Genomic DNA, 20,202 nt, shown 5'->3' on the forward strand with positions numbered 1-20,202 from the left:
CGCACAAAAAAGCCTCCCGGGGTCCAGGTCTGACCTGGACCCGGGGAGGCGGGTTTGTGGGCGGCGGAGAGCAGGGGGGTGTCTCCGCCGCCGGAGGCAGGCGCCCAGGGGGGTAGGCGCGCGTACCTAAGGCTCTCGGTTGTCCAGGGGGGGTAGACAACCGGGCCAGGGCGCCGAAGCGCCGAGGTCTACTGTACACAAAAGATGGACTTTTGCACTAGTAGATCTTCAAAACATCCAACATTCCGAACTCACAGTCTGTTTTTCCTGGCATACCAGGATGACCATCCTGCCCAGAGCCCATAAACTCACTGGTCAAAGCCGTGACAGGTGAGCATCGCCTGTAACTCTACTGCCGGTAACTGGACAGGAAATTACCGAACCGCTCGATCGCCACGGCCAGATCCCGCGCCCACGGCAGCGTCACGATTCGCAGATGGTCGTTCGCAGGCCAGTTGAAGCCGGTCCCCTGCACCATCAGGATCTTCTCCTGCAACAGCAGATCCAGCACGAGCTTCCCGTCGTCGTGGATCTCGTGCACGTTCGGATCCAACCGCGGGAACGCGTACAGCGCGCCACGCGGCTTCACGCACGACACACCGGGGATCATGTTGAGCCGCTCCCACGCCACATCGCGCTGCTCGAGCAAGCGCCCGCCGGGCAGGATCAGATCGTCGATGCTCTGATGGCCGCCGAGCGCCACCTGAATGGCGTGCTGGGCGGGCACGTTCGGGCACAGCCGCGAGGACGCGAGCAGGTCGATCCCCTCCAGGAAACCGGCCGCGTGGTCCTTCGGCCCGGTGATCGCGAGCCAGCCCGAGCGGTAACCGGCCACCCGGTACGCCTTCGACAGACCGTTGAACGTCAGGCACAGCAGATCGGGAGCGAGCGAAGCCAGCGAGATGTGCTTGGCGTCGTCGTAGAGGATCTTGTCGTAGATCTCGTCGGCCAGCAGCAGCAACCGGTGCTTGCGCGCCAGGTCGACGATCTGCTGCAACACCTCCGCCGAGTACACCGCACCCGTCGGATTGTTCGGGTTGATCACCAGCAGGGCCTTGGTCTTGTCGGTGATCTTCGATTCGATATCGGCGATATCGGGCTGCCAGCCGTTCTCCTCGTCGCACAGGTAGTGCACCGGAGTACCGCCGGCCAGGCTGGTCATGGCCGTCCACAGCGGGTAATCGGGGGCCGGGATCAGCACCTCGTCGCCGTTGTCGAGCAGCGCCTGCATGGTGACGGTGATCAGCTCGGACACCCCGTTGCCGAGGTAGACGTCGTCCACATCGAGCTCGGGGAAGCCCGGCACCAGCTCGTACCGGGTGACGATGGCACGCCGCGCCGACAGGATCCCCTTGGACTCGGAATACCCCTGGGCATACGGCAGCGCGGCGATGATGTCGCGCATGATCACATCGGGGGCCTCGAACCCGAACGGGGCGGGATTGCCGATGTTGAGCTTGAGAATGCGGTGGCCCTCGGCCTCCAGGCGTGCTGCCTGTGCGTGAACCGGCCCACGGATCTCGTAGACCACGTTCTGCAGTTTCGTCGACTGCTCGAGAACGCGCGGGGGCACATGCGGCGATTGAGGACTCACGCGTCCATGTTGCCATCCGGGGCAAACTCTTTCCGCCTCCCCGCGGCTATCGGCCGGACCTGGGCCGGTGAGACGCGTGTTGACGGCTGACGGGCAGCCGGCTCGTACCCGGCGAGTTTTCCATGTTCGTGGGTGACCAGGCGTTACGTGATCAGCTACGGTCGGGGGTGGCTGCCGAGCGCCGCGGTCGCCACACAGAATTCTTCGATGCGTTCGTCCAAGCCGCGCGCTTCCACCGCGTCGCGATAGGTCGGGGCGGCGATGCGGCGGCGCAGGCCGACGAGGCGTTCGCCGAGCTGGGCGATGCGTTTGTCCTCGGGCAGGTCGAGGACCGGGCGCAGGGCGTCGGCGGCGCCGTCGATGCTGCCGTTGATCAGGTGGGCGGCCGCGTTGTCGACGCGGGCCAGCGATTCGGCGCCGTAGGAACGTTGCAGCGGCGGGCCGCTCGAGTAGAGGGTGATCGCGCGTTCGGTGGCGGCCAGTGCCTGTTCGGCGCGGCCGAGCTGGATGCAGGTGGCGCCCGCGTAGTAGGCGGCCTTGGGCGGGCCGAAGCCGAACACCCCGCCGATCTCGTCGTGCAGTTCGTCGCGGCGGTCACCGGCCGCCACCTCGGCCGCGCGCAGGCACCGGTCGGTCTCGGCATCACTGCCGAGCCGCGCCCACACCCTCGCCTCGATATTGAGCAGCCGCACCCGCCCCAGTCCCGGCCCGGCGAATTCCTGACCGCTGCGCGCTAATTGGACGGCGTTGCGCGGCCGGTCGGACCAGTTCTCGATCAGCGCGTGCATGCCGCGCGTCCACGCGCGCAACCCGTTGTGCCCGCTCAGTTCCGCGTAAGCCCAAGCGGCCCTGATCTGTTCGCCCGCGGCGTCGAGGTAGCCGAGGTCGGTGCTCGCGTTGGCCAGCAGCCCGGACAGTGTCCCCGCCAGCAGGTATAGGTGGCTGGTGTCGACCGGCTTCTGCTGCCCGTCGAGTAGTCGATACACCCGCCTGCGCACCCGCAGCATCTCCACCATCATCGGTGCCGGTGCGGCGTGGACGTATTCGTTGGCGATGCGCCGCACGTCGGCGTCGAGCTGGGCCAGCGTCGTGGCCCCCACATTGGTGCCCTCCGCGGCGGCCGCGTGTTCGCTGGCCTCGTGCGCAGCCGCCATGATCAACTCCCTCTCCGACAACACCTCGGGCACAGCACCTTTGACAGTTCCCGCATCGACGAACGCGAGCAGGTCGGCATCACCCGCGGGCGCCAGCAGGGTCGAGAATCGTGCGCGCACAACATCATCGGATCGGGCCAGTGACGTATCCAGCGCGGCCTGATTCACCGGACGCGGGCGAACCCGCACCCCGCCCGCCTCCCACTTCGACACCAATCGTTCGTGCACACCGAGATGAGCCGCGAACTCCCGGATGCTCATTCGTTTGGCATCGCGAAGAGCTCTGGCCTCTCTCCCTGTCCACTCCCCGACCACGGCGTCACCTCATCCGACGGACAACTCCCCCCAGAGTACGAGCGTGACAGTGAGACACGCCACAAGTTCGTGGAATCGGTTGCCAGAGGCAGTGAAAGGGCGGTGCGGGGCAGTGGTCACGCGCACGTGCGTGCGCGATTCTGGAAGCGTGGAAGCCAGAACTGTCGACGACTGGGTGCGGTGTTACCAGCGTGAATTCCGGCTGCCCGTCCGCGAGCGCGGCGGCTTTGTGATGCTGCCGATCACCGACCGGCTGTGCGTGGTGCATCTACCGACCACACGCGCCGAGAAGGTGCTCATGGCGCTGCGCGAGCAACGCTGTGAGGGTCCGGTGCTGGCGCGTCAGATCCGCTGGAGCGTGCTCGCCGTACCCGACGCCCGGCCCTCCGAGGAAGAGGCCGCCGAGCTCGCGGGGCTCGATATCGATATCCCCGGCACCGGCAGCGCCGTGATGCTGCCGACCAACCTGGGCCGCTGGAGTCGCGAGGGCTGTCACTGGGTGCGGCCGCCGTCCGGGGGCGGCGACACCCTGCCCGCGCTGTCGCTGGTGCTGAGCATCGCCGTGGCGGCGGGCCCTCAGCGGGTCTCGACCGCGCTCAGGGAATCCGGCGAGAGAGGAAAGTTGAGGTACGACCGCGACGGCGTCGGCCCCCGCTGACCCTGATACTTCGACCCGGCCTTGGCGCTGCCGTACGGGTGCTCGGCCGGGCTGGACAGCCGGATCAGGCACAGCTGCCCGATCTTCATCCCCGGCCACAGCGTGATCGGCAGATTCGCCACATTCGACAGCTCCAGGGTGATGTGCCCGCTGAACCCCGGATCGATGAACCCCGCCGTCGAATGCGTGAGCAGCCCGAGCCGCCCCAGACTCGACTTGCCCTCCAGCCGCCCCGCCAGATCGTCGGGCAACGAGCACACCTCGAGCGTGGACCCGAGCACGAACTCCCCCGGATGCAGCACGAACGGCTCACCCGGCTTCGGCTCGACCAGGCTGGTCAGCTCGTCCTGCTGCTGCGCCGGATCGATATGGGTGTAGCGGCTGTTGTCGAACACCCGGAACAGCCCGTCGAGGCGCACGTCGATGCTCGACGGCTGAACCATCGACTCGAGCATCGGTTCGACACCGAGACGCCCAGCGGCGATCTCGGCCCTGATGTCACGATCGGAGAGCAGCACCGGCCCAGTGTAGGCAGCTACAGCCCAGGTAGAACCCCCACCCCTACGACACCCGACCCGTTCCCGCGTCACCCCGGCCACCAGCACGGGCACGATCAACACTTGCATCGCACGGCACGACTTCTGATAGAGTCGCGAACGCCCCCAGTGGCGCAGTGCCGATGTAGTTCAATGGTAGAACTTCTGCTTCCCAAGCAGATGGCGCGGGTTCGATTCCCGTCATCGGCTCAACGACAAAACCCCCAGGTCATCCTGGGGGTTTTGTTGTTTCTGTCGGTCTGGTCGAGGTGCTCGCAAGCGCCGATCAGGCTCGCTCCCGCACCGTCGTCGCGGCGGGTTCAGCCGGTGTGCAGAGTCCGGAACTTGCTGCCGTGGAACACCAGCGGGTCGATGTCCTCACGTGCGGCGACCCGGTTCACGCGCAGGATCACCACGAGATGGTCGCCTGCGCTGACCTGCGTTTCCGGCACCCCTTCGATCCAGGCCGTCGCGCCGTCGATGAACACCGCCTCGCCGGTTCCGCGATGTAGCGCCGTTTCCCGGAAGCGGTCGCCGTTGCGGGCGCCGAGTGCCTTGGCCGCGGCTTGCTGATCGGTGCCGAGCAGGCTGAGCCCGAGGTGGCCGGCGCCGGCCAGCTTCGGCCAGGTCGACGACGAGTTCTGGACGCAGAACGAGACGAGCGGCGGGTCGAGGGAGACGGGAACGAAGGTGCTCACCGCCAAACCGTGTGGTACGCCGTCGATCTCTGCGCACACGGCCACCACACCGCTGGGGAAGTTGGCGAAGGCGCGGCGTAAGCCGTTGCCGTCGGCGGGAAAGTCCAAGAGCTCATGCATGATTCGTTGCCTCCACCGGCCGCACGGCCGGGTCTGTCAGTGCCGCGACGACGGGTCCCCATCGCCGGGCGTATTCCTCGATGACGCCGTCCTCACCGAAAGTCCGGTCGGACAGATAGAGCCCGGGCAGCGCGGCGGTGCCACCGATTTCCACCAGCACGGGCTTGAGCAGTAGATCGGGCGCGAGCGCGTGGGCCGGACCCGCGCCGAGCATCACCGGCACGGTCACCACACCGGCCAGCCCGGTGCCGCCGTCGAACTGTTCGAGGAACAGTTTCAGCAGTCCGGTGTAGGTGGCCTTGAAGGTCGGGCTGGCGAACACGACGAGCTCGGACGACGCGACGCTGCGCGCGGCGGCCGCGACCGCCGGGTCACCCCAGCCGAGCAGGCCGGGCCCGAGGGTGACCAGGTCGATCACCTGCGGCTCGGCATCAGGGCGAAGCGCCCGCGCGACCTGCACCGCCGCGGCGAGGGTGCGCGAGGCGGGTTTCGGGTTTCCGACGACGACCGTCACTGTCATGGGCTGTCCTTGTCTCGCATGGTGGTTCTAGATGACGCCGTGCAACGGCGGCGGCCGGTTGTGCAGGACGGCCCGCCCGATGTGCTGGTATTTCCAGCGAACGGGGTCGTGCAGCGTGTGGGTGCGCGCGTTGCGCCAGAAGTGGTCGAGTCGATGGCCGGCCGCGGCGCTGCGGGTGCCGCCTACTTCGAATATCGCCGCGGACACCTCGTTCGCAGCACGATCGGCGAGGATCTTGGCCGTCGCGACCGCGATCGACGCGTGTGCGCCACCATCGATGGAAGCATCGGGATGGGCGTCCGCCGCTTCTGCCGCCGCCCTCGGCCGGACCGCCGCGTCCACCGCCGCACCCGCGACGATCAACGTCGATTCCGCGGCCGCGACAGCGACAGCCAATTCCCCGAACCGCTGAACGACCAGCGGATCGTCAGCCGCGTGCGCGACCTCGGCCTCGAACCACGGCCTACTGCGCGTGCGCACGAACTCGGCCGCTGCCGCCAGCGCACCGCGCGCGATACCCGCGTCGATCGCGGCGTGCAGGAGCTGCGCGAACGCCCCGTATCCGGTCGGCGCGTTCACCGCGGATGCCCGCGAAACCAGTTGCTCGTGCCCGACCCTCACCGCAGCGAACTCGACCGTCCCACTGCCGGTTGTCCGCTGCCCCAGCGCATCCCAGTCGTCGACGATCCGCACCCCTGGTTCGAGCGCGGGCACGAATGCCACATACTCCCCGGGCTCCAGCCCCGAAATACCCTGCGGGTCGTCGAGTCTGGTCAATACGGCGAGCACGTCGGCGAACAGAGAACCCGTGCAGTAGTACTTCGTCCCCTCGACCACGAACCGCCGAGCCTCGATACGCGCCGCATCGGCACCGCCCGTGACAACGGCCCGCGACGACTCGGCATCGCCCGCGCTCGTCTCGTCGTCCAGCCGCAGCACCGTCGAAATGTCGGCCACCGTCGCCCCACTCCGCTCGGACTGCGCATTGGCGATCCGCGCACCCGCGAGCACCTTGCCGAAGTAGTCGCGTTGCAGGGCCCGAGTTCCGGCCAGTCGCAACAGGTTCAGATACACGAAGTGACTGTGCGGCACCTGCGCGATGTTCGGATCGGCCGCGGCCAGGATTCGCACCACTTCGGCGACCACGCTCGGCGGCAGGTCCGCCCCGCCGAACTCGGCGGGCACCGTGATCGCGAGCAACCCACTGGCCGAAAGCTGATCGAGCTCTTCGTGCGGCAGCCGACGCGAGAGATCTCGCTCGGCGGCGCCGGCGGCGAACAGCTCGGCCAACTCGGTCGCGATCCGCACCGCCTGGTCTGCCGTGGTGATCCGCTCGGCGGTCACCACCGTCATCAGCGTCCCGCCGCGACCGGCGTCGCGGCGGCCTCCAGTTCACGCACCAGTGGCAGCACCTTGGCGCCGAAGTACTCGACCTCTTCCTGGAAGTGCAGGAAGCCGGCCAGGATCAGGTCGACGCCGAGCGCCCGGTAGGCCACGATCCGCTCGGCGATCTGTTCGGGCGTGCCGATCAGCCCGGTCCGGAATCCGTCGTTGTACTGGACCAGGTCCTCGAAGGTGGAGTCGGCCCACATGCCCTTGCGGTCACCGGTGGACGCGCCTGCCTGCTGCACCGCGTCGCGGAACCCTTGCACCGCGGGCTTGTTCGCCTTCTCGACGATCTCGCGCAGGGTGTCGCGCGCTTCCTTCTCGGTGTCGCGGGCGATGATGAACCCGTTGAGCCCGAACTTCACCTCGCGATCGTTTTCCCTGGCCACCGCGCGCAGATCGTCCAATTGCTCGGTGACGCCGTCGAAGTCCTTGCCGTTGGAGAAGTACCAGTCGGCATGGCGGCCGCCGTTGCGCCGGGCCGCCGTCGAGTTACCGCCTTGGAAGAGTTCGGGATTGGGGCGTTCGGGGGTGTTGAGCGGCTTCGGCTTCAAGGTGAAGTCCCGGATCCGGTAGAAGTCGCCGCCGAAGTTCACCGCGTCCTCGGTCCAGATCTTGCGGATCACCTCGAGGAACTCGGCGCTGCGCCGGTACCGCTCGTCGTGTTCGAGCCACGGCTCACCGAGCGCCTTGAACTCGCCGGCGAACCACCCCGACACCACGTTGATCGCGAACCGCCCGCCGGACAGATGGTCGGCCGTGGCACCGAACTTGGCCAGTACCGCCGGATGCCACAGCCCGGGGTGGATGGCGGCGATCACCTTGAGCCGCTCGGTGGCGGCGAGCAGCGCGAGGCTGAACGAGGTCGACTCGTGCTGGAACTCGGCACCGTAGGAAGCGGTGTAGCGCACCTGGGTGAGCGCGTAGTCGAAACCGTTGCGCTCCGCGGTCTGGGCGAGCTTCTTGTTGTAGTCGAAGTCCCAGCTGGTGCGCTGCTCGATATCGCTGGTCACCAGTCCGCCACTGACGTTGGGTACCCAGTAGGCGAACGAGACCTGGTCGGCGATTCTCTCCGTGGTCACGGGCAGTTCCTCCTCGTCGTCGGCTGTTCCAGTGCAACACCGGCAGCCGACCCCGACGAGGGTTTGAATCGGCGCGATCGATACGGGCGCGGGTCAGCTGCCCACGCGCACGCAGTCCGCCGCGATCTTCGACTGCGCCGCACTCACCTTGGCCGCGTCGCCCTCACTGAGCAGCTTGGCCGGATCGTCGGACTTCGCGTTCGACACCATCACCCGCAGCCCGTCCTGCGACATCCCGGAGTCGAGGAACACCTGCGCGGCGCAGTCGGCCAGCGCGGGATTGCTCAAACCCTTGTCCTGCAACGATTTCGACAGCTCGGCCTGAGTAACCGCCGGTGCTTCGTCGCTACTGCCACAGGCCGCCAGCACGGGCAGCGCGAGCAGCGCCGCGGCCATCAGACAGATCCGCATTCGGTGAGTCCTCTCGATCGTCGCGCGCCGACGACGCGCGATGCGGTTCGGATCATGCCGCACCATCGTCCGCGTGGCCACCCACTCGAACTGACTCACGAGTAAGATAGCGATATGGGAGACCACATCACCGTCCGCTTCGACAACAACCGCGCCTATGTCGAGCTGAACAGGCCCGGCAAACACAACGGGCTTACTTTGGAAATGCTCCGCGATCTTGTCGACGCGGCCCGAAAGGTGGCCGACCACAAGACAACCCGCGCCGTCATCATCACCGGGAACGGCCCGAGTTTCAGTAGCGGACTCGATATCGCGGCCGCCACCCGCAATCCGGTGGCTATCGTCAGAGAATTCCTTCCGCGGCCGTTGCGCGGCACCAACACCTTCCAGGAAGCCTGCTGGGCCTGGCGCCGCCTCGACGTCCCGGTGATCGCCGCGGTCCATGGGCGCTGCTTCGGTGGCGGCCTCCAGATCGCACTGGCCGCCGACTTCCGGATCGCCGCCCCCACGACCGAATTCTCGGTGATGGAAGCCGCCCACGGCCTGATTCCCGATATGACAGGCCCCGCCACATTGTCACAGCTCATCGGCATCGACCAGGCCATGCTGCTGGCCATGACGGCCGACCCGATCGACGCCGATTACGCGTTGCGCATCGGCCTGATCACCGATGTCGCCGACGACCCGGTGAAGGCCGCGCAAGCCCTCGCCGACCGCGTCACCGCCCGCGACCGCAACGCCGTGGCCGCCGCCAAGCACCTGTTCGACCGTTCGTGGCACCGCAGTGCGCGCGCCACCTTCGCCGCCGAGCGAATGGCCCAACTGCCATTGCTGCTGCGTAAAGCCCTGAGTAGTAGCGACTGACAAGCAATCGACCTGCGAATTCATGTCAGCTACCCACCGGATGTACCGCACATCACTGTTAGCGGCTGTTAGCATCGCTTCGATCGCTGACCAGTCGAAGAGTGGTACGTGACGGCAAACCCGGAACGTTCCCGGATTTCGGCCCGACCCGGAGGCTCGAGCACCTGTGAACAAGACCGGATCCATCCTGCTCTCCGCACTCGCAGGTACTACGGCCTTGCTGATGAGCACAGCACCTCCCGCCGTCGCGAACCCGAACGCCATCAACCCGATTCCCGTTCTCAACGGGACCAACGGCCTGCCCGTCCTGCACGGGCGCACCCAGGCGGTGTTCCAGGTCACGGGCATGGCCAGCCCCAACAACACCCAGAACTACAACGTCCTCGGCACCGACCTCGGCATCATGTGGGACAACGGGCGCGGCGAGATGCTCACCGCCTTCGGCGACACCGCGGGCATCGGCTTCCCCAACCTGCTCGCGGGCAGCACCTGGGCGTGGCGTTCGAACATCCTGGTCCGCAGCCACGACCAGAACCCGGCCGACGGGGTCATGTTCGACAGTGTCGTGCGCGATGTCATCGGCCAGGCGCGCGACCTGATCCCCAGCCCCAAGATCCCGTTCCTCGAGATCAGCCGCATCCCCACCGCGGGCATCTCGGCCAACGGCGTGCAGTACATGTCGCTGATGTCGGTGAAGACCTGGGACGCCCCCGGTGAGTGGACTACGAGCTTCTCCGGCCTGGCCGCGTCGGCCGACAACGGGGAGACCTGGGCCGATCTCGGCCACACCCGCCGTCCCGACGAGGGCGGCAACGCCAACTTCCAGATGAACAGCTTCGTGAAGGACGGCGGCTTCGTCTACGAATACGGCACCCGCGCCGGCCGCAACAACGAGGCCTTCATCGCCCGCGTTCCCGAAGCCCAGATCGAAAACCTCGCCGCCTACGAGTACTGGGACGGCCACGAGTGGAAGCTCAACGACGTGAACGCGGCAGCCCCCATCATGGGCGGCGTCGGCGAACTCTCGGTGATGTACAACGAGTACCTCGGCCAGTTCATCTCCCTCACCACCGATCCGTTCAACTCCATCGTGATGCGCCGCGCGGCTTCTCCCGCGGGCCCGTGGAGCGCTCCCGAAGTCCTGATCGACGCCCGTGAACTCCCCACCGCGTACGCCCCGTCGATCTTCCCGTACCAAACCGGCCGCGACCTGTACTTCATGACCACCATCCACACCCAGTACAACGTCGTATTGATGCGCACCACCCTCTGACGGCGTTCGCCGGTCCTACACTCGACTCATGGACGCGGCGGATTGGGATGCGCGGTACGCGCGGAGTGAATTGGTCTGGGGCGCACCGCCGAACAGCACTGTTGTCGAACACGTCTACGGGCTGGACCGCCGGATCTCTCTGCTGCCCGACGAGTCGGGGGTGGTGCCGCCGCTTCCCCGTGCCCTCGATCTGGCCTGCGGCGAGGGTCGTCATGCCCTCTGGCTGGCCACCCATGGGTGGCAGGTGACAGCTGTCGACTTCTCCCAGGTGGGGATCGACAAGGGCCGGACAGTCGCGGCTCGCCTGTCGCGATCGGTCCGCTCCCGGGTGCACTGGCAGACGGCCGACATCACCGACCTCGAGGCCGCCGACATCACCGGCCCGTTCGAGCTGATCCTCATGGTGTTCGTCCACCTCCCCGCCGACGAGCGCCGCGCTCTGCTGCACCAGCTGTCCGCCATGCTCGCCCCCGGCGGCATGCTCCTGGTCCTCGGTCACGCCGCTCGCAACATCGCCGACGGCTACGGCGGCCCGCAGGAACCGGAGATCCTGTTCTCGCCCGAAGACCTCCGCGACGACCTGGCCCGCGACGACGTCACCATCACCGTCGCCCACGAGGTCTTCCGTCCCACCGAAGGCCCTGACGCCATAGATTCCCTGCTCATCGCGGAACGCCCGGTCCCAGAGCCCACCGTCTGATCACTGCGCCCAGCGGGCGAACCAGGGGGCAACGGTCGCCGCGATGACGTCGAATCCGGCGCGGAACGAGTGCGCCTGCTTGGGGATCACGCGCACTTCGGCGGCGTCGGCGGCGTCGGGAACCCCGAACGGGTCGCTACCCCCGTTGATGACCACCACCGCGATGTCCCCAGGCGCCAGCAGTTCATCGCGCCTGCTCTTCTCGGGCTTGCCCGGCGGATGGAGCGGGAACGACAGCGCGATCACACCCCGTGCGCCGACCTCCTCGGCCGTCCGGCACGCTACCCGCGCCCCGTTGCTGCGACCCCCCTGAACAACCGGTACCCCAGGGAACCGGGCCTTCAAAGCCGCGACGACCTCGAGCCAGGCCTCGTCCTGTTTCTCCGCGTTCCCCGGTGCCCGCCGCCCGGCAACCCGATAGGGCTGCACCACCCGAGCTACCGCCCCGCCCGCTTCGACGGCCGAGTCACGCACGGCCAGAATGTCTTTCGCATCGACACCGCCACCGGCTCCGTGCGTGATCACCAGCAGGAACGCCGGATCACCCACCTCGTCGAGCTCGATCTCGGCCGGTCCCACAGTCGTCTCGATGCGCACATCTCACGGTAGCCCCGGGGTCGCGGCGAGCAACGTTTCCGCAGCCGCGCGTGTTTTTCACATCACATTGCTGCCCACCCCTTTGCCGAGACGATTACCCACCGGTAATATGGTGAATAAGTTACCCGCGAGTAGCATGCGGAAAACCGGCGACGGGCGGGAACGGCACACCACCGACCGCACCAGAACTCAATGGAGAGTGAGTACTCACATGGGCCACTACAAGGCAAACGTTCGCGACCTCGAGTTCAACCTCTTCGAGGTCCTCGGCATCGACAAGGTGCTCGACGCAGGCGCCTTCGGCGACCTGGACACCGACACCGTCAAGGAAATGCTCTCCGAGGTCCGCCGCCTGGCCGAGGGCCCGCTGGCCGAGTCCTTCGCCGACGCCGACCGCAACCCGCCCGTGTTCGACCCGAACACCCACACCGTCGCCATCCCCGAGTCCTTCAAGAAGTCCTACAAGGCGCTCGAAGACGGCGAGTGGGCCAAGGTCCCGCTGAACGAGGAGCTCGGTGGCCTCGGCGCCCCGTCCGCCGTCGCGTGGGCCCTGTCGGAGATGGTGCTCGGCGCCAACCCGCCCATCCAGATGTACGCCGCGGGCGCGGGCTTCGCGCAGGTGTTCTTCAACAACGGCACCGAAGAGCAGAAGAAGTGGGCGGCCAAGATCGCCGACCGCAACTGGGGCGCCACCATGGTGCTGACCGAGCCCGACGCCGGTTCCGACGTCGGCGCCGGCCGCGCCAAGGCGATCAAGCAGGAAGACGGCACCTGGCACATCGAGGGTGTCAAGCGCTTCATCACCTCGGGCGACTCCGACGACATGTTCGAGAACATCATGCACCTGGTGCTGGCTCGCCCCGAGGGCGCCGGACCGGGCACCAAGGGCCTGTCGCTGTTCTACGTGCCCAAGACCCACTTCGACTTCGAGACCGAGACCTACGGCGACCGCAACGGCGTCTTCGTCACCAACGTCGAGCACAAGATGGGCATCAAGGCCTCGGCCACCTGTGAGGTCACCTTCGGCGGCCACGGCGTGCCCGCCAAGGGCTGGCTGGTCGGCGAGGTGCACAACGGCATCGCGCAGATGTTCGACGTCATCGAGAACGCTCGCATGATGGTGGGCACCAAGGCCATCGCGACCCTGTCGACCGGTTACCTGAACGCGCTGGAGTACGCCAAGACCCGCGTCCAGGGTGCCGACCTGACCCAGATGACCGACAAGGCCGCGCCCCGCGTGACCATCACCCACCACCCGGACGTGCGTCGTTCGCTGGCCACCCAGAAGGCATACGCCGAGGGCCTGCGCGCGATCTACCTCTACACCGCCGCGCACCAGAACCCGGAAATCGCCGAGGTCGTCTCGGGTGCCGACAAGGACGTCGCGTTCCGCGTGAACGACCTGCTGCTCCCGATCGTGAAGGGTGTCGGCTCCGAGCGCGCCTACCAGTACCTGACCGATTCGCTGCAGACCTTCGGTGGCTCGGGCTTCCTGCAGGACTACCCGATCGAGCAGTACATCCGCGACGCGAAGATCGACTCCCTCTACGAGGGCACCACCGCCATCCAGGCGCAGGACTTCTTCTTCCGCAAGATCGCGCGTGACCGCGGTGTGGCCCTGGCCCACGTGGCGGGCCAGATCCAGAAGTTCCTGGAGTCCGACTCGGCCAACGAGCGTCTCAAGGGCGAGCGCAAGCTGCTCGCCACCGCGCTCGAGGACGTGCAGACCATGGCCGCCACCCTGACCGGCCACCTGATGGGCGCGCAGGAGCAGCCGACCGAGCTGTACAAGGTCGGCCTGGGTTCGGTGCGGTTCCTGATGTCGGTCGGCGACCTGTTCATCGGCTGGATGCTGCTGAACCAGGCCGAGATCGCGCTGGCCGCCCTCGACAACGGCGCCACCGGCTCCGACGTCGCCTTCTACACCGGCAAGGTCGCCTCGGCGCAGTTCTTCGCCCGCAACGTCCTGCCCGAGCTGACCGCCACCCGCGCGATCCTCGCCAACCTGGACAACGACATCATGGAACTGGACGAGGCCGCCTTCTGAGGTTTCTCACCTGATCCACGCAAAACGGGCCGGAGCATTCAGCTCCGGCCCGTTTTGTCTCCCTCACGGGACGGTGGTGTCGCGCGATTCTAAGCGGAGCCGCTACCGAGTGCCGCGAGCGTCGTGAGGAAGTACATCAGGCCATCCATGAAAAATCTCCTTCGAAGTGGGTCGGCCATTCCTATCACGGGCTGGTTACGTACAACCTTGACGAGATGAACGCCGAGCGAACATGCCCGCTCAATCCGCTTTCGACGCGGTGAGCACCCGGACACAGCGGGCGGACGCGCTCGGCGGACGCGCCACCGAACAGCTTCTTCGGACGCCGGTTCACCGCCGTCCGGCGACCCACCCGGCGTACCCTGGGATCTACCGTCGGTCGGGGTGAGGCTCGGGGGTTGGGATGGCTGAAAGCACGGCGCTCAGTGTGTATTTGCGCGAACGACGGCTGGCCGCGGGACTCGCGCGGACCGAGCTCGCCCACCGCACACAGCTCGCACCACTCCTGATCAGCCAGATCGAATCCGGGACCCTCGTCCCGAATCCCGCCATGCTGCAACGACTTTTCGACGGCCTGGACGTGCCACTCTGGTATCGCAAGCCCATCCTGGTTCTCGGATTACCTGCCGTCGAATCCGGCGCAGCCCCTACCGCTCCGTCGGCCGAAGACCTCGCCGACCTCGCCAGCCTCACTCACCCCGCCTGCCTCACGCGCTTCCCCACCATGGACATGCTCGCCGCGAACTCCGACTATCAGCGCCTCTTCCCCGGTCTCGGCGCCGGCGTGAACGTGCTCGAGTGGATGTTCCTCAACCCCGTGGCGAAGAAGGTCTACCTCGACTGGACCACCGAAGCCCAGCTCCTGGTCCACGCCTTCCGCATGCTCGCCCCCCTCGCCCCCACCCAGCGCGTCACCGCCATCACCGAATCGTGCGGTCAGTCCCCCGACTGGGATCCGATCTGGACCAGCGAGGTTCGCCCACAGGACATCGCGCGCCGCCACCTGCGCCTGCGCGAACGCAGCACCGGCCTGGAGCGCCGCATGATGCTGCGCATCTACGACCCCGCGTTCCCGAGCCGCCCCTGGTGGCTGTACCGCCTGATCCCGGTGCGGTGAAACAGAGCGAGGCCCCCATCGCCGCAGCGACAGGGGCCCGCGAATCCTCGGGAGTTACTCGGCAGCCTCGCCCGACCCGGACGTCAGCTGCTCCAGCAGCGCGGCGAGACCGTCGGCGGACCCGGTCTCGGCCTCTTCCTCGACAACGTCTTCGGCTTCCTCGCCCGACCCCGAGGTCAGCGAGGCCAGGATCGCGGCCAGCTGCTCCGACGACCCGGTGCTGGGTGCGGGCTCTTCCGCCGACGCCGTACCCGCACCGAGTACGGCGATGCTCGCCGCCGCAGCCATAGCCACACCGAAGACACGAATCTTGCTCATTGTGAACCCCTCGTTGTTCAGATTTGCCGCGGATTTCCGCCGCACAAGATGTCTAACAGCGAAGGAACCCCCGCCAGAAGACCGATGAAAGGGGGGCAAGACAAATCCTCAGGAGGCCAACAGGCCCGCCACCAGCTGAATCAAGTTCGTCAACCCCCACAACACCGGCGTAGCCGAGCCCGTAGACCATTCCTCCGCGATACCCGTTCCCATACTCGAAACCCCTTGTTACTCATATCCTCACCGGCAAACGTCCCGACAGAGATCATAGTGAGTCACCCGATACGAAATCGGCGGCGGTACTCGTTGGGGGTCGTATCGAGCTGGCGACGGAAAGCGCGAGCGAGCGTGTCGATGGTGTTGAAACCGCAAGCGGCAGCGATCCGTTGGAGCGTTTCGTCGCTCGTCTCGAGCCGGTGGCGCGCCACTTCCACCCGCGCCGACTCGATATAGGCCGCGGGCGTCATCCCGAGCTCGGTGCGAAAGATGCGCGTGAGCTGACGTTCACTGACATGGACCTGCTCGGCGAGGTCGGTCACCGTGAGCGGTTTCGCGATATTGCGCGCGATGTAGTGCCGCAGATCCTCGATCCGGCGCGTGGTCGACACCGGCTCGAGCGACACACTGAACTGACTCTGCCCACTCGGCCGTTTCAGATACATCACCAGCTGGCGAGCAACCCGCAACGCCAATTCGTCCCCGAAATCGTCGGCCACCAAGGCCAGCGTGAGATCCAGGCACGCGGTGAGTCCCGCTCCGGTCCAGACATTTTCGTCGCGAATGTAGATCGGGTCCGCGTCGACGACGACCTCCGGATGCTCGGCGGCCAATTGCTGCGCGGTCGACCAATGCGTGGTCGCTCGCTTCCCGTCGAGCAGCCCCGCAGCCGCCAGAATATGCGCACCGACGCACACCGAAGCCACCCGCCGAGCACCCTCGGCCAACCGCGACACGGCCGCGACCACCCCCGGATCGACCACCGCGCTGACCCGCCGATGACTGTCCGTCTCCACCGCCCCCGGCACCACCACCGTGTCCACCCGCCCCAGCTCGGCGAACGTCACATCCGGCAGAATCCGCACCCCCGCCGAGGTGGTCACCGCCTCCATCGACTCGGCGGCCAGCACCACCCGATACCCCGTCGGTTCGTCCATCTCCCGCTGCAACAGCGAGAACACCTCCGGCGGCCCCGTGACGTCGAGCAGATCCACCCGATCGAACAACACGATCACCACGAGCCGCTCAGCCACCCACCACCTCCATGTCCGAATCTGCAGGTTACATGACATTGCCGACATCTCGCGGCGTCCATACCGTGGATCCCATGACCTCCACGACCCTGCGCGCACTCAACGGCTTCGACGAAACCCCCGCCTCCCTGACCAACTCCACCCTCGTCCTGGTCGACTACCAGAACACCTACACCCAGGGCGTCATGGAATTGACCGGCTGGAAGCAAGCCCTCGACGCGGCCGCCGAACTCCTCACCGCGGCCAGGGCGGCGGGCACCCCCGTCATCCACGTCATCAACGACGGCGGCAAGGACACCCCCTACGACATCACCACCGACATCGGCCGAATCCATCCCCAACTGTCCCCAACCTCGAACGAACCCACCGTCGTCAAATCCGTCCCCAACGCCTTCGTGAACACCGACCTCGCCGAATTGGTCGACGCCGCAGGCAACACCAACCTCATCATCGCCGGCTTCATGACCCACATGTGCGTCACCTTCACCACCGAAGGCGCCTTCCTCCGAGGCAACACCCCCACCGTGGTCGCCAACGCCTGCGCCACCCGCCCCCTGGGCGACATCCCCGCAGCTCAACTCCACACCAGCGCCCTGGCCACCATCACCGACCTCTACGGCATCGTCGTCCCCACCCCCACCGACCTCAGCTCTTGATCCCGCCCGACTCCAGGTGCGGAAACGACGAAACGGCCCGCACCCCGGTCATGGGGTGCGGGCCGAGCACTGATTCCAGTGCACACCAGTTCCGTCGCGAAACTGTCGATTCTGATCTGTCAGACGCGGTTGGGCGGGTAGCCGGTACCGGACTGGAACAGGTCACGATAGATCCAGAAGAACTCGGAGTCCTCCGCGAAAAACGCGGTGGCACCGGACATCCCGGATTCACTCACCTCGTCGCTCGGCGGCTCACCAGGGTGGCCGGCCGCTTGGTCGGGCAGAATACCGCGACGAATCAGATAGGTCTCCTCACCCGCCAGAGCGTTACTCGGAACCTCCCAGTACGTGCTGTAAACGACGACATCGGAAGTAGGTTCAGCGCCCGGCGGCCAGCCGACGACCACGCCACCGGCACGCCGCGCCCTAACCGGCCGAGCCTGCCGAGGCACCCGAATGGTCGTCCATTCAGGATTGGAATTCACTGCGATACGAACAAGTTTCGACATTGCTCGATTCCTTTCTGTCGAATGAGAGCAGCCGGAATGTCGCCGGCGCTGGCCGATCGGCGAAGTTCGTCTTCCGAAGCACCAGCAATGTGGCCGACAACCGAGAACTCTCGGCCTCAGGTGATCCGCACGTACGACGCCGAATTCACCTGCGCTGTCGGGTTGTACACATTCAAGAACTGATTGCCCATTGCCTGGACCCGGACCACATCGCCGGCCGCGATGGAACGGACCATCGAGACAGTCACGGTGGCCGACGTGCTGGCGGGAACGGGCGTCGCCGTACCTGTCGCGACAACGACTCCGTTGACTGTCAGCCGCAACGTGACATTGACCGTGACCGCTCCCGCTGCGGTGAAAACGATCGAGGCTGCCAGCGTCGCTGCGGCTTTCGCCGCCTGAGCGACGATGCCGTCGGTATTGACCGTCGATCCGGGGTAGGTGCCGGTATCGGCTGCCCACCCGGCCACCGTCAACCAGTCATTGGCCATCTGCGTCCACGCCGGCGTCGATTTGGTCATCCCCGCGGGAGCGAAACTCGGCACCGTGACCATCGACAGCTGCCCGATACCGGTATGCGCCATGTCGACGCCCGCCTTCGCACTGGTCACCGCGACCAGCCCACCGGAACCCGTGGTGTCCACGGGCGCGCCCTGAGATACCGCGAGCTGCCCACCGCCGCCGAGCGCGATCGGCTGTCCCGTCGACACCGATAACCAGCCTTCTCCCGCAGTGTCGCCGGGCACGACCACAGCCCCGGCTGCCGCCGCCTCGACTCCCAGGCTGCCGCCGCCGGAGAACGCGAGATCGAACGGTTTGAGACCGGAGAACCGACCATCACTACCGAACAACGCTTCCGCGCTGCCGATCACGACCAGGTCTGTACTTGCGGTTCCTTCGGCTCGGAAGGCCAAGGGGAGGTGCGTGTTGAGCGACGCGCTGGAGCCACCGAGCCCGGTGAGACCCGCCCCGAGCAGAACCTTCCCCGATTTGACCACAACCTTGGCGACCAGTTTTCCCAGAGCGCCTGCGGCGCCGAGAGCCTCGGAACGAGGCGAGATGGCCGCGGTGGCCTGACCGAGCGCGGTCGGAGACAACGAAACCTGAGCTCGCACCTTGTCCAGATGTGCGGCGACGCCGCCATGTCCGACATACCCGGCGACGATGTACGGCTTGATGATCGGCACAACGGCGCGCAGAACGACCGTCGGCACCGCCGGCGCCCTCGATGTGGTGACGGAGACACCGGGCAGTCCCACCGCGGCTGTGGACGGCGCCGGCAGGGTGGCCCGCGTCGGTTGTTGCGTAGCCATGCGGCGCCCTCCGTCAGCTCTGGGTGAAAGTGGGGGTGATCAGCAGCTGGCCCTGGGCGCCCAGAGTGGTGGAGCTGATCGCGACCTTGTCGATGAAGTCCGCGGGGCCACCGGCGAGGGTCTTCCACAGACCGACGTAGGTGTACGAGCCGGCCGGAAGGTCGATGGTGACCTGCGACCCGGTGACCACGCCACCGGTGCCGGAGGTCCAGGCCGACTGCTTGCGGGCGTAGGCGGGCGAACCGCCGCTCGCCTCGTTGGCGCCAGTGGTGCCGGGATCGGCGATGTGCACGCTGATGTAGACAGTGTTCGAGCCCGCGACGTTCTTGTAAGCGTCGGCGAGAGCCTGGCGAGTGGTAGCAACGGCGATAGCCATGACAGCTCCTAATTTCAGATATTCGAGGGTGAGTTTGCCGTTGAGATGACATTGCATCTCAACGTTTTTCAAGCGACGCGGATGCTCTATGTCCGAATGACCGAGCCCACGTACCACGCGTAAGTGGTCGCGGGCGTGGTCGGATAGGTCACGAGCATCGTGTACCGCGAATTCGCGGGAATCGCGTCGCAGATGGCGCTGGATACCGCCCAGGAGGCGGCGGTCGGGGTGACGGTCGCGGACCAAGCGGCCAGCGGAACACCGCTCGGTGCGGTCAACCCGATGGAAATGGTGGTGCCAGTGGGAAATACCGCACCGCCCGACGGCTGAATCGTCTGCACGAAGCTCGCGCCGGTGGTCAGGATGAGAGGTTCGACGGTGGGCTGATACCCCAGATAACCGGGGTCGACCGGTGATGTCATGGCATTTCCTTTGTTTCGTAGCCGGCCAGCCAGAGGGCGCCTTCGTGAGTCGCGTCAGGGTGGATATAGGAGCCGGGCAGTTTGGTCATCGTGACTGCCGAACCGTCAGGTCGCGCCGGCACGATGACCGCCTCGGCGGCCTGCCGGCCGAACGCATTCTGCGTCCAGACGATCACGTGGTGATTGCCCACGAGAGGCTCTGAGAGTTGGTAGTGCCGTGCGGGTCCGGCGAAACCAGTGGCTTCGATGGAAGTTGCTGTTGCTGTGTTCATTTCGCACAATTCCG

The 20,202-nt window shown here is 66.6% G+C and carries 23 protein-coding genes and 1 tRNA gene; 8 read left to right on the forward strand and 16 right to left on the reverse strand.

Annotation, left to right across the window (positions count from 1 at the left end):
• Positions 1 to 349: 349 nt before the first annotated feature.
• Positions 350 to 1,594 (reverse strand): pyridoxal phosphate-dependent aminotransferase, encoded by a 1,245-nt coding sequence (locus ACWGCN_RS31230; protein ID WP_378996913.1) that lies wholly within the window; start codon positions 1,592 to 1,594, stop codon positions 350 to 352.
• 155 nt (positions 1,595 to 1,749) lie between these two features.
• Complete coding sequence (locus ACWGCN_RS31235; protein ID WP_378996910.1) at positions 1,750 to 3,009, reverse strand: helix-turn-helix domain-containing protein; 1,260 nt, start codon at positions 3,007 to 3,009, stop codon at positions 1,750 to 1,752.
• Positions 3,010 to 3,211: 202 nt separating this feature from the next.
• On the opposite strand from ACWGCN_RS31235, the gene ACWGCN_RS31240 reads away from it, so the two are divergent.
• Entirely contained in the window at positions 3,212 to 3,721 is a 510-nt protein-coding gene (locus ACWGCN_RS31240) for a hypothetical protein (RefSeq protein ID WP_378635220.1), read from the forward strand.
• Here ACWGCN_RS31240 and dcd read toward each other — a convergent pair.
• Positions 3,640 to 4,239 (reverse strand): dCTP deaminase, encoded by a 600-nt coding sequence (dcd, locus tag ACWGCN_RS31245; RefSeq protein ID WP_067455312.1) that lies wholly within the window; start codon positions 4,237 to 4,239, stop codon positions 3,640 to 3,642. The genes ACWGCN_RS31240 and dcd overlap by 82 nt on opposite strands.
• A 157-nt stretch (positions 4,240 to 4,396) precedes the next feature.
• Between dcd and ACWGCN_RS31250 the strand changes: the two genes are divergently transcribed.
• Positions 4,397 to 4,467, forward strand: a tRNA-Gly gene (locus ACWGCN_RS31250).
• 110 nt (positions 4,468 to 4,577) lie between these two features.
• On the opposite strand, the gene ACWGCN_RS31255 is transcribed toward ACWGCN_RS31250, so the two are convergent.
• From ACWGCN_RS31255 to ACWGCN_RS31275, 5 genes are all read right to left on the reverse strand, one after another.
• Positions 4,578 to 5,075: a flavin reductase family protein gene (locus ACWGCN_RS31255; RefSeq protein WP_194829384.1), complete on the reverse strand. Its 498-nt coding sequence runs from the start codon at positions 5,073 to 5,075 to the stop codon at positions 4,578 to 4,580.
• Positions 5,068 to 5,595, reverse strand: a complete 528-nt coding sequence (locus ACWGCN_RS31260; protein WP_378989139.1) for an NADPH-dependent FMN reductase — start codon at positions 5,593 to 5,595, stop codon at positions 5,068 to 5,070. The genes ACWGCN_RS31255 and ACWGCN_RS31260 overlap by 8 nt, the downstream gene beginning before the upstream one ends.
• A 27-nt stretch (positions 5,596 to 5,622) precedes the next feature.
• On the reverse strand, positions 5,623 to 6,948 hold the full coding sequence (locus ACWGCN_RS31265) for an acyl-CoA dehydrogenase family protein (RefSeq protein ID WP_452459635.1): 1,326 nt from the start codon (positions 6,946 to 6,948) through the stop codon (positions 5,623 to 5,625).
• Positions 6,948 to 8,063 carry a dimethylsulfone monooxygenase SfnG gene (sfnG, locus tag ACWGCN_RS31270; protein ID WP_358067178.1) on the reverse strand — a complete coding sequence of 372 codons (1,116 nt, stop codon included), beginning with the start codon at positions 8,061 to 8,063 and terminating at the stop codon, positions 6,948 to 6,950. Before sfnG ends, ACWGCN_RS31265 begins: the two co-directional genes overlap by 1 nt.
• Positions 8,064 to 8,156: 93 nt before the next feature.
• A complete protein-coding gene (locus ACWGCN_RS31275; RefSeq protein ID WP_378989142.1) occupies positions 8,157 to 8,474 on the reverse strand; it encodes a hypothetical protein in 318 nt (105 codons plus the stop codon).
• 114 nt (positions 8,475 to 8,588) lie between these two features.
• Here ACWGCN_RS31275 and ACWGCN_RS31280 point away from each other — a divergent pair, with 114 nt between their 5' ends.
• The 3 genes from ACWGCN_RS31280 to ACWGCN_RS31290 all read left to right on the forward strand — a co-directional run bounded on the left by ACWGCN_RS31280 (position 8,589) and on the right by ACWGCN_RS31290 (position 11,311).
• The gene (locus ACWGCN_RS31280; protein WP_387446160.1) at positions 8,589 to 9,338 is read left to right on the forward strand and encodes a crotonase/enoyl-CoA hydratase family protein; all 750 of its coding nucleotides are present in this window, start codon (positions 8,589 to 8,591) and stop codon (positions 9,336 to 9,338) included.
• Positions 9,339 to 9,561: 223 nt separating this feature from the next.
• Positions 9,562 to 10,611 carry a DUF4185 domain-containing protein gene (locus tag ACWGCN_RS31285; RefSeq protein WP_378989144.1) on the forward strand — a complete coding sequence of 350 codons (1,050 nt, stop codon included), beginning with the start codon at positions 9,562 to 9,564 and terminating at the stop codon, positions 10,609 to 10,611.
• A gap of 28 nt (positions 10,612 to 10,639) precedes the next feature.
• Positions 10,640 to 11,311, forward strand: coding sequence for a class I SAM-dependent methyltransferase (locus ACWGCN_RS31290; protein ID WP_378989145.1), 672 nt, complete (start codon positions 10,640 to 10,642; stop codon positions 11,309 to 11,311).
• Here the strand turns inward: ACWGCN_RS31290 and ACWGCN_RS31295 are convergent, their stop codons facing one another.
• Complete coding sequence (locus ACWGCN_RS31295; protein WP_452459636.1) at positions 11,312 to 11,908, reverse strand: alpha/beta hydrolase family protein; 597 nt, start codon at positions 11,906 to 11,908, stop codon at positions 11,312 to 11,314.
• A 211-nt stretch (positions 11,909 to 12,119) separates the two neighbouring features.
• Here ACWGCN_RS31295 and ACWGCN_RS31300 point away from each other — a divergent pair, with 211 nt between their 5' ends.
• Both ACWGCN_RS31300 and ACWGCN_RS31305 read left to right on the forward strand, forming a co-directional pair.
• Positions 12,120 to 13,955: an acyl-CoA dehydrogenase gene (locus tag ACWGCN_RS31300; RefSeq protein WP_378989528.1), complete on the forward strand. Its 1,836-nt coding sequence runs from the start codon at positions 12,120 to 12,122 to the stop codon at positions 13,953 to 13,955.
• Positions 13,956 to 14,358: 403 nt separating this feature from the next.
• A complete protein-coding gene (locus tag ACWGCN_RS31305) occupies positions 14,359 to 15,072 on the forward strand; it encodes a helix-turn-helix domain-containing protein (protein WP_378989147.1) in 714 nt (237 codons plus the stop codon).
• Positions 15,073 to 15,126: 54 nt separating this feature from the next.
• On the opposite strand, the gene ACWGCN_RS31310 is transcribed toward ACWGCN_RS31305, so the two are convergent.
• Together ACWGCN_RS31310 and ACWGCN_RS31315 are read right to left on the reverse strand one after the other, a co-directional pair.
• Entirely contained in the window at positions 15,127 to 15,390 is a 264-nt protein-coding gene (locus tag ACWGCN_RS31310) for a hypothetical protein (protein WP_194829395.1), read from the reverse strand.
• A gap of 275 nt (positions 15,391 to 15,665) precedes the next feature.
• On the reverse strand, positions 15,666 to 16,640 hold the full coding sequence (locus ACWGCN_RS31315) for a GlxA family transcriptional regulator (RefSeq protein ID WP_387446156.1): 975 nt from the start codon (positions 16,638 to 16,640) through the stop codon (positions 15,666 to 15,668).
• Positions 16,641 to 16,714: 74 nt separating this feature from the next.
• Here ACWGCN_RS31315 and ACWGCN_RS31320 point away from each other — a divergent pair, with 74 nt between their 5' ends.
• Positions 16,715 to 17,296, forward strand: a complete 582-nt coding sequence (locus tag ACWGCN_RS31320) for a cysteine hydrolase family protein (protein WP_449966310.1) — start codon at positions 16,715 to 16,717, stop codon at positions 17,294 to 17,296.
• 119 nt (positions 17,297 to 17,415) lie between these two features.
• Here the strand turns inward: ACWGCN_RS31320 and ACWGCN_RS31325 are convergent, their stop codons facing one another.
• From ACWGCN_RS31325 to ACWGCN_RS31345, 5 genes are all read right to left on the reverse strand, one after another.
• Positions 17,416 to 17,805 carry a hypothetical protein gene (locus tag ACWGCN_RS31325; RefSeq protein WP_452529154.1) on the reverse strand — a complete coding sequence of 130 codons (390 nt, stop codon included), beginning with the start codon at positions 17,803 to 17,805 and terminating at the stop codon, positions 17,416 to 17,418.
• 116 nt (positions 17,806 to 17,921) lie between these two features.
• Positions 17,922 to 19,118 (reverse strand): hypothetical protein, encoded by a 1,197-nt coding sequence (locus tag ACWGCN_RS31330; RefSeq protein ID WP_378989151.1) that lies wholly within the window; start codon positions 19,116 to 19,118, stop codon positions 17,922 to 17,924.
• A gap of 13 nt (positions 19,119 to 19,131) precedes the next feature.
• Complete coding sequence (locus tag ACWGCN_RS31335; RefSeq protein WP_378989152.1) at positions 19,132 to 19,494, reverse strand: phage tail fiber protein; 363 nt, start codon at positions 19,492 to 19,494, stop codon at positions 19,132 to 19,134.
• Positions 19,495 to 19,580: 86 nt separating this feature from the next.
• Positions 19,581 to 19,916: an LtfC-like domain-containing protein gene (locus tag ACWGCN_RS31340; protein WP_364714266.1), complete on the reverse strand. Its 336-nt coding sequence runs from the start codon at positions 19,914 to 19,916 to the stop codon at positions 19,581 to 19,583.
• Positions 19,913 to 20,188 carry a hypothetical protein gene (locus ACWGCN_RS31345; protein ID WP_452459638.1) on the reverse strand — a complete coding sequence of 92 codons (276 nt, stop codon included), beginning with the start codon at positions 20,186 to 20,188 and terminating at the stop codon, positions 19,913 to 19,915. The genes ACWGCN_RS31340 and ACWGCN_RS31345 overlap by 4 nt, the downstream gene beginning before the upstream one ends.
• Positions 20,189 to 20,202: the final 14 nt, after the last annotated feature.

Source organism: Nocardia sp. NPDC055050 (genome assembly GCF_053608345.1).

Coding starts and splice junctions, on each gene's coding strand:
- ACWGCN_RS31300 (WP_378989528.1), top strand. CDS start 12,120: ATGGGCCACTACAAGGCAAACGTTCGCGACCTCGAGTTCAACCTCTTC.
- ACWGCN_RS31260 (WP_378989139.1), bottom strand. CDS start 5,595: ATGACAGTGACGGTCGTCGTCGGAAACCCGAAACCCGCCTCGCGCACC.
- ACWGCN_RS31325 (WP_452529154.1), bottom strand. CDS start 17,805: ATGTCGAAACTTGTTCGTATCGCAGTGAATTCCAATCCTGAATGGACG.
- ACWGCN_RS31275 (WP_378989142.1), bottom strand. CDS start 8,474: ATGCGGATCTGTCTGATGGCCGCGGCGCTGCTCGCGCTGCCCGTGCTG.
- ACWGCN_RS31235 (WP_378996910.1), bottom strand. CDS start 3,009: ATGAGCATCCGGGAGTTCGCGGCTCATCTCGGTGTGCACGAACGATTG.
- ACWGCN_RS31335 (WP_378989152.1), bottom strand. CDS start 19,494: ATGGCTATCGCCGTTGCTACCACTCGCCAGGCTCTCGCCGACGCTTAC.
- ACWGCN_RS31320 (WP_449966310.1), top strand. CDS start 16,715: ATGACCTCCACGACCCTGCGCGCACTCAACGGCTTCGACGAAACCCCC.
- ACWGCN_RS31290 (WP_378989145.1), top strand. CDS start 10,640: ATGGACGCGGCGGATTGGGATGCGCGGTACGCGCGGAGTGAATTGGTC.
- ACWGCN_RS31345 (WP_452459638.1), bottom strand. CDS start 20,188: ATGAACACAGCAACAGCAACTTCCATCGAAGCCACTGGTTTCGCCGGA.
- ACWGCN_RS31280 (WP_387446160.1), top strand. CDS start 8,589: ATGGGAGACCACATCACCGTCCGCTTCGACAACAACCGCGCCTATGTC.
- ACWGCN_RS31305 (WP_378989147.1), top strand. CDS start 14,359: ATGGCTGAAAGCACGGCGCTCAGTGTGTATTTGCGCGAACGACGGCTG.
- ACWGCN_RS31265 (WP_452459635.1), bottom strand. CDS start 6,948: ATGACGGTGGTGACCGCCGAGCGGATCACCACGGCAGACCAGGCGGTG.
- ACWGCN_RS31285 (WP_378989144.1), top strand. CDS start 9,562: ATGAGCACAGCACCTCCCGCCGTCGCGAACCCGAACGCCATCAACCCG.
- ACWGCN_RS31340 (WP_364714266.1), bottom strand. CDS start 19,916: ATGACATCACCGGTCGACCCCGGTTATCTGGGGTATCAGCCCACCGTC.
- ACWGCN_RS31310 (WP_194829395.1), bottom strand. CDS start 15,390: ATGAGCAAGATTCGTGTCTTCGGTGTGGCTATGGCTGCGGCGGCGAGC.
- ACWGCN_RS31255 (WP_194829384.1), bottom strand. CDS start 5,075: ATGCATGAGCTCTTGGACTTTCCCGCCGACGGCAACGGCTTACGCCGC.
- ACWGCN_RS31330 (WP_378989151.1), bottom strand. CDS start 19,118: ATGGCTACGCAACAACCGACGCGGGCCACCCTGCCGGCGCCGTCCACA.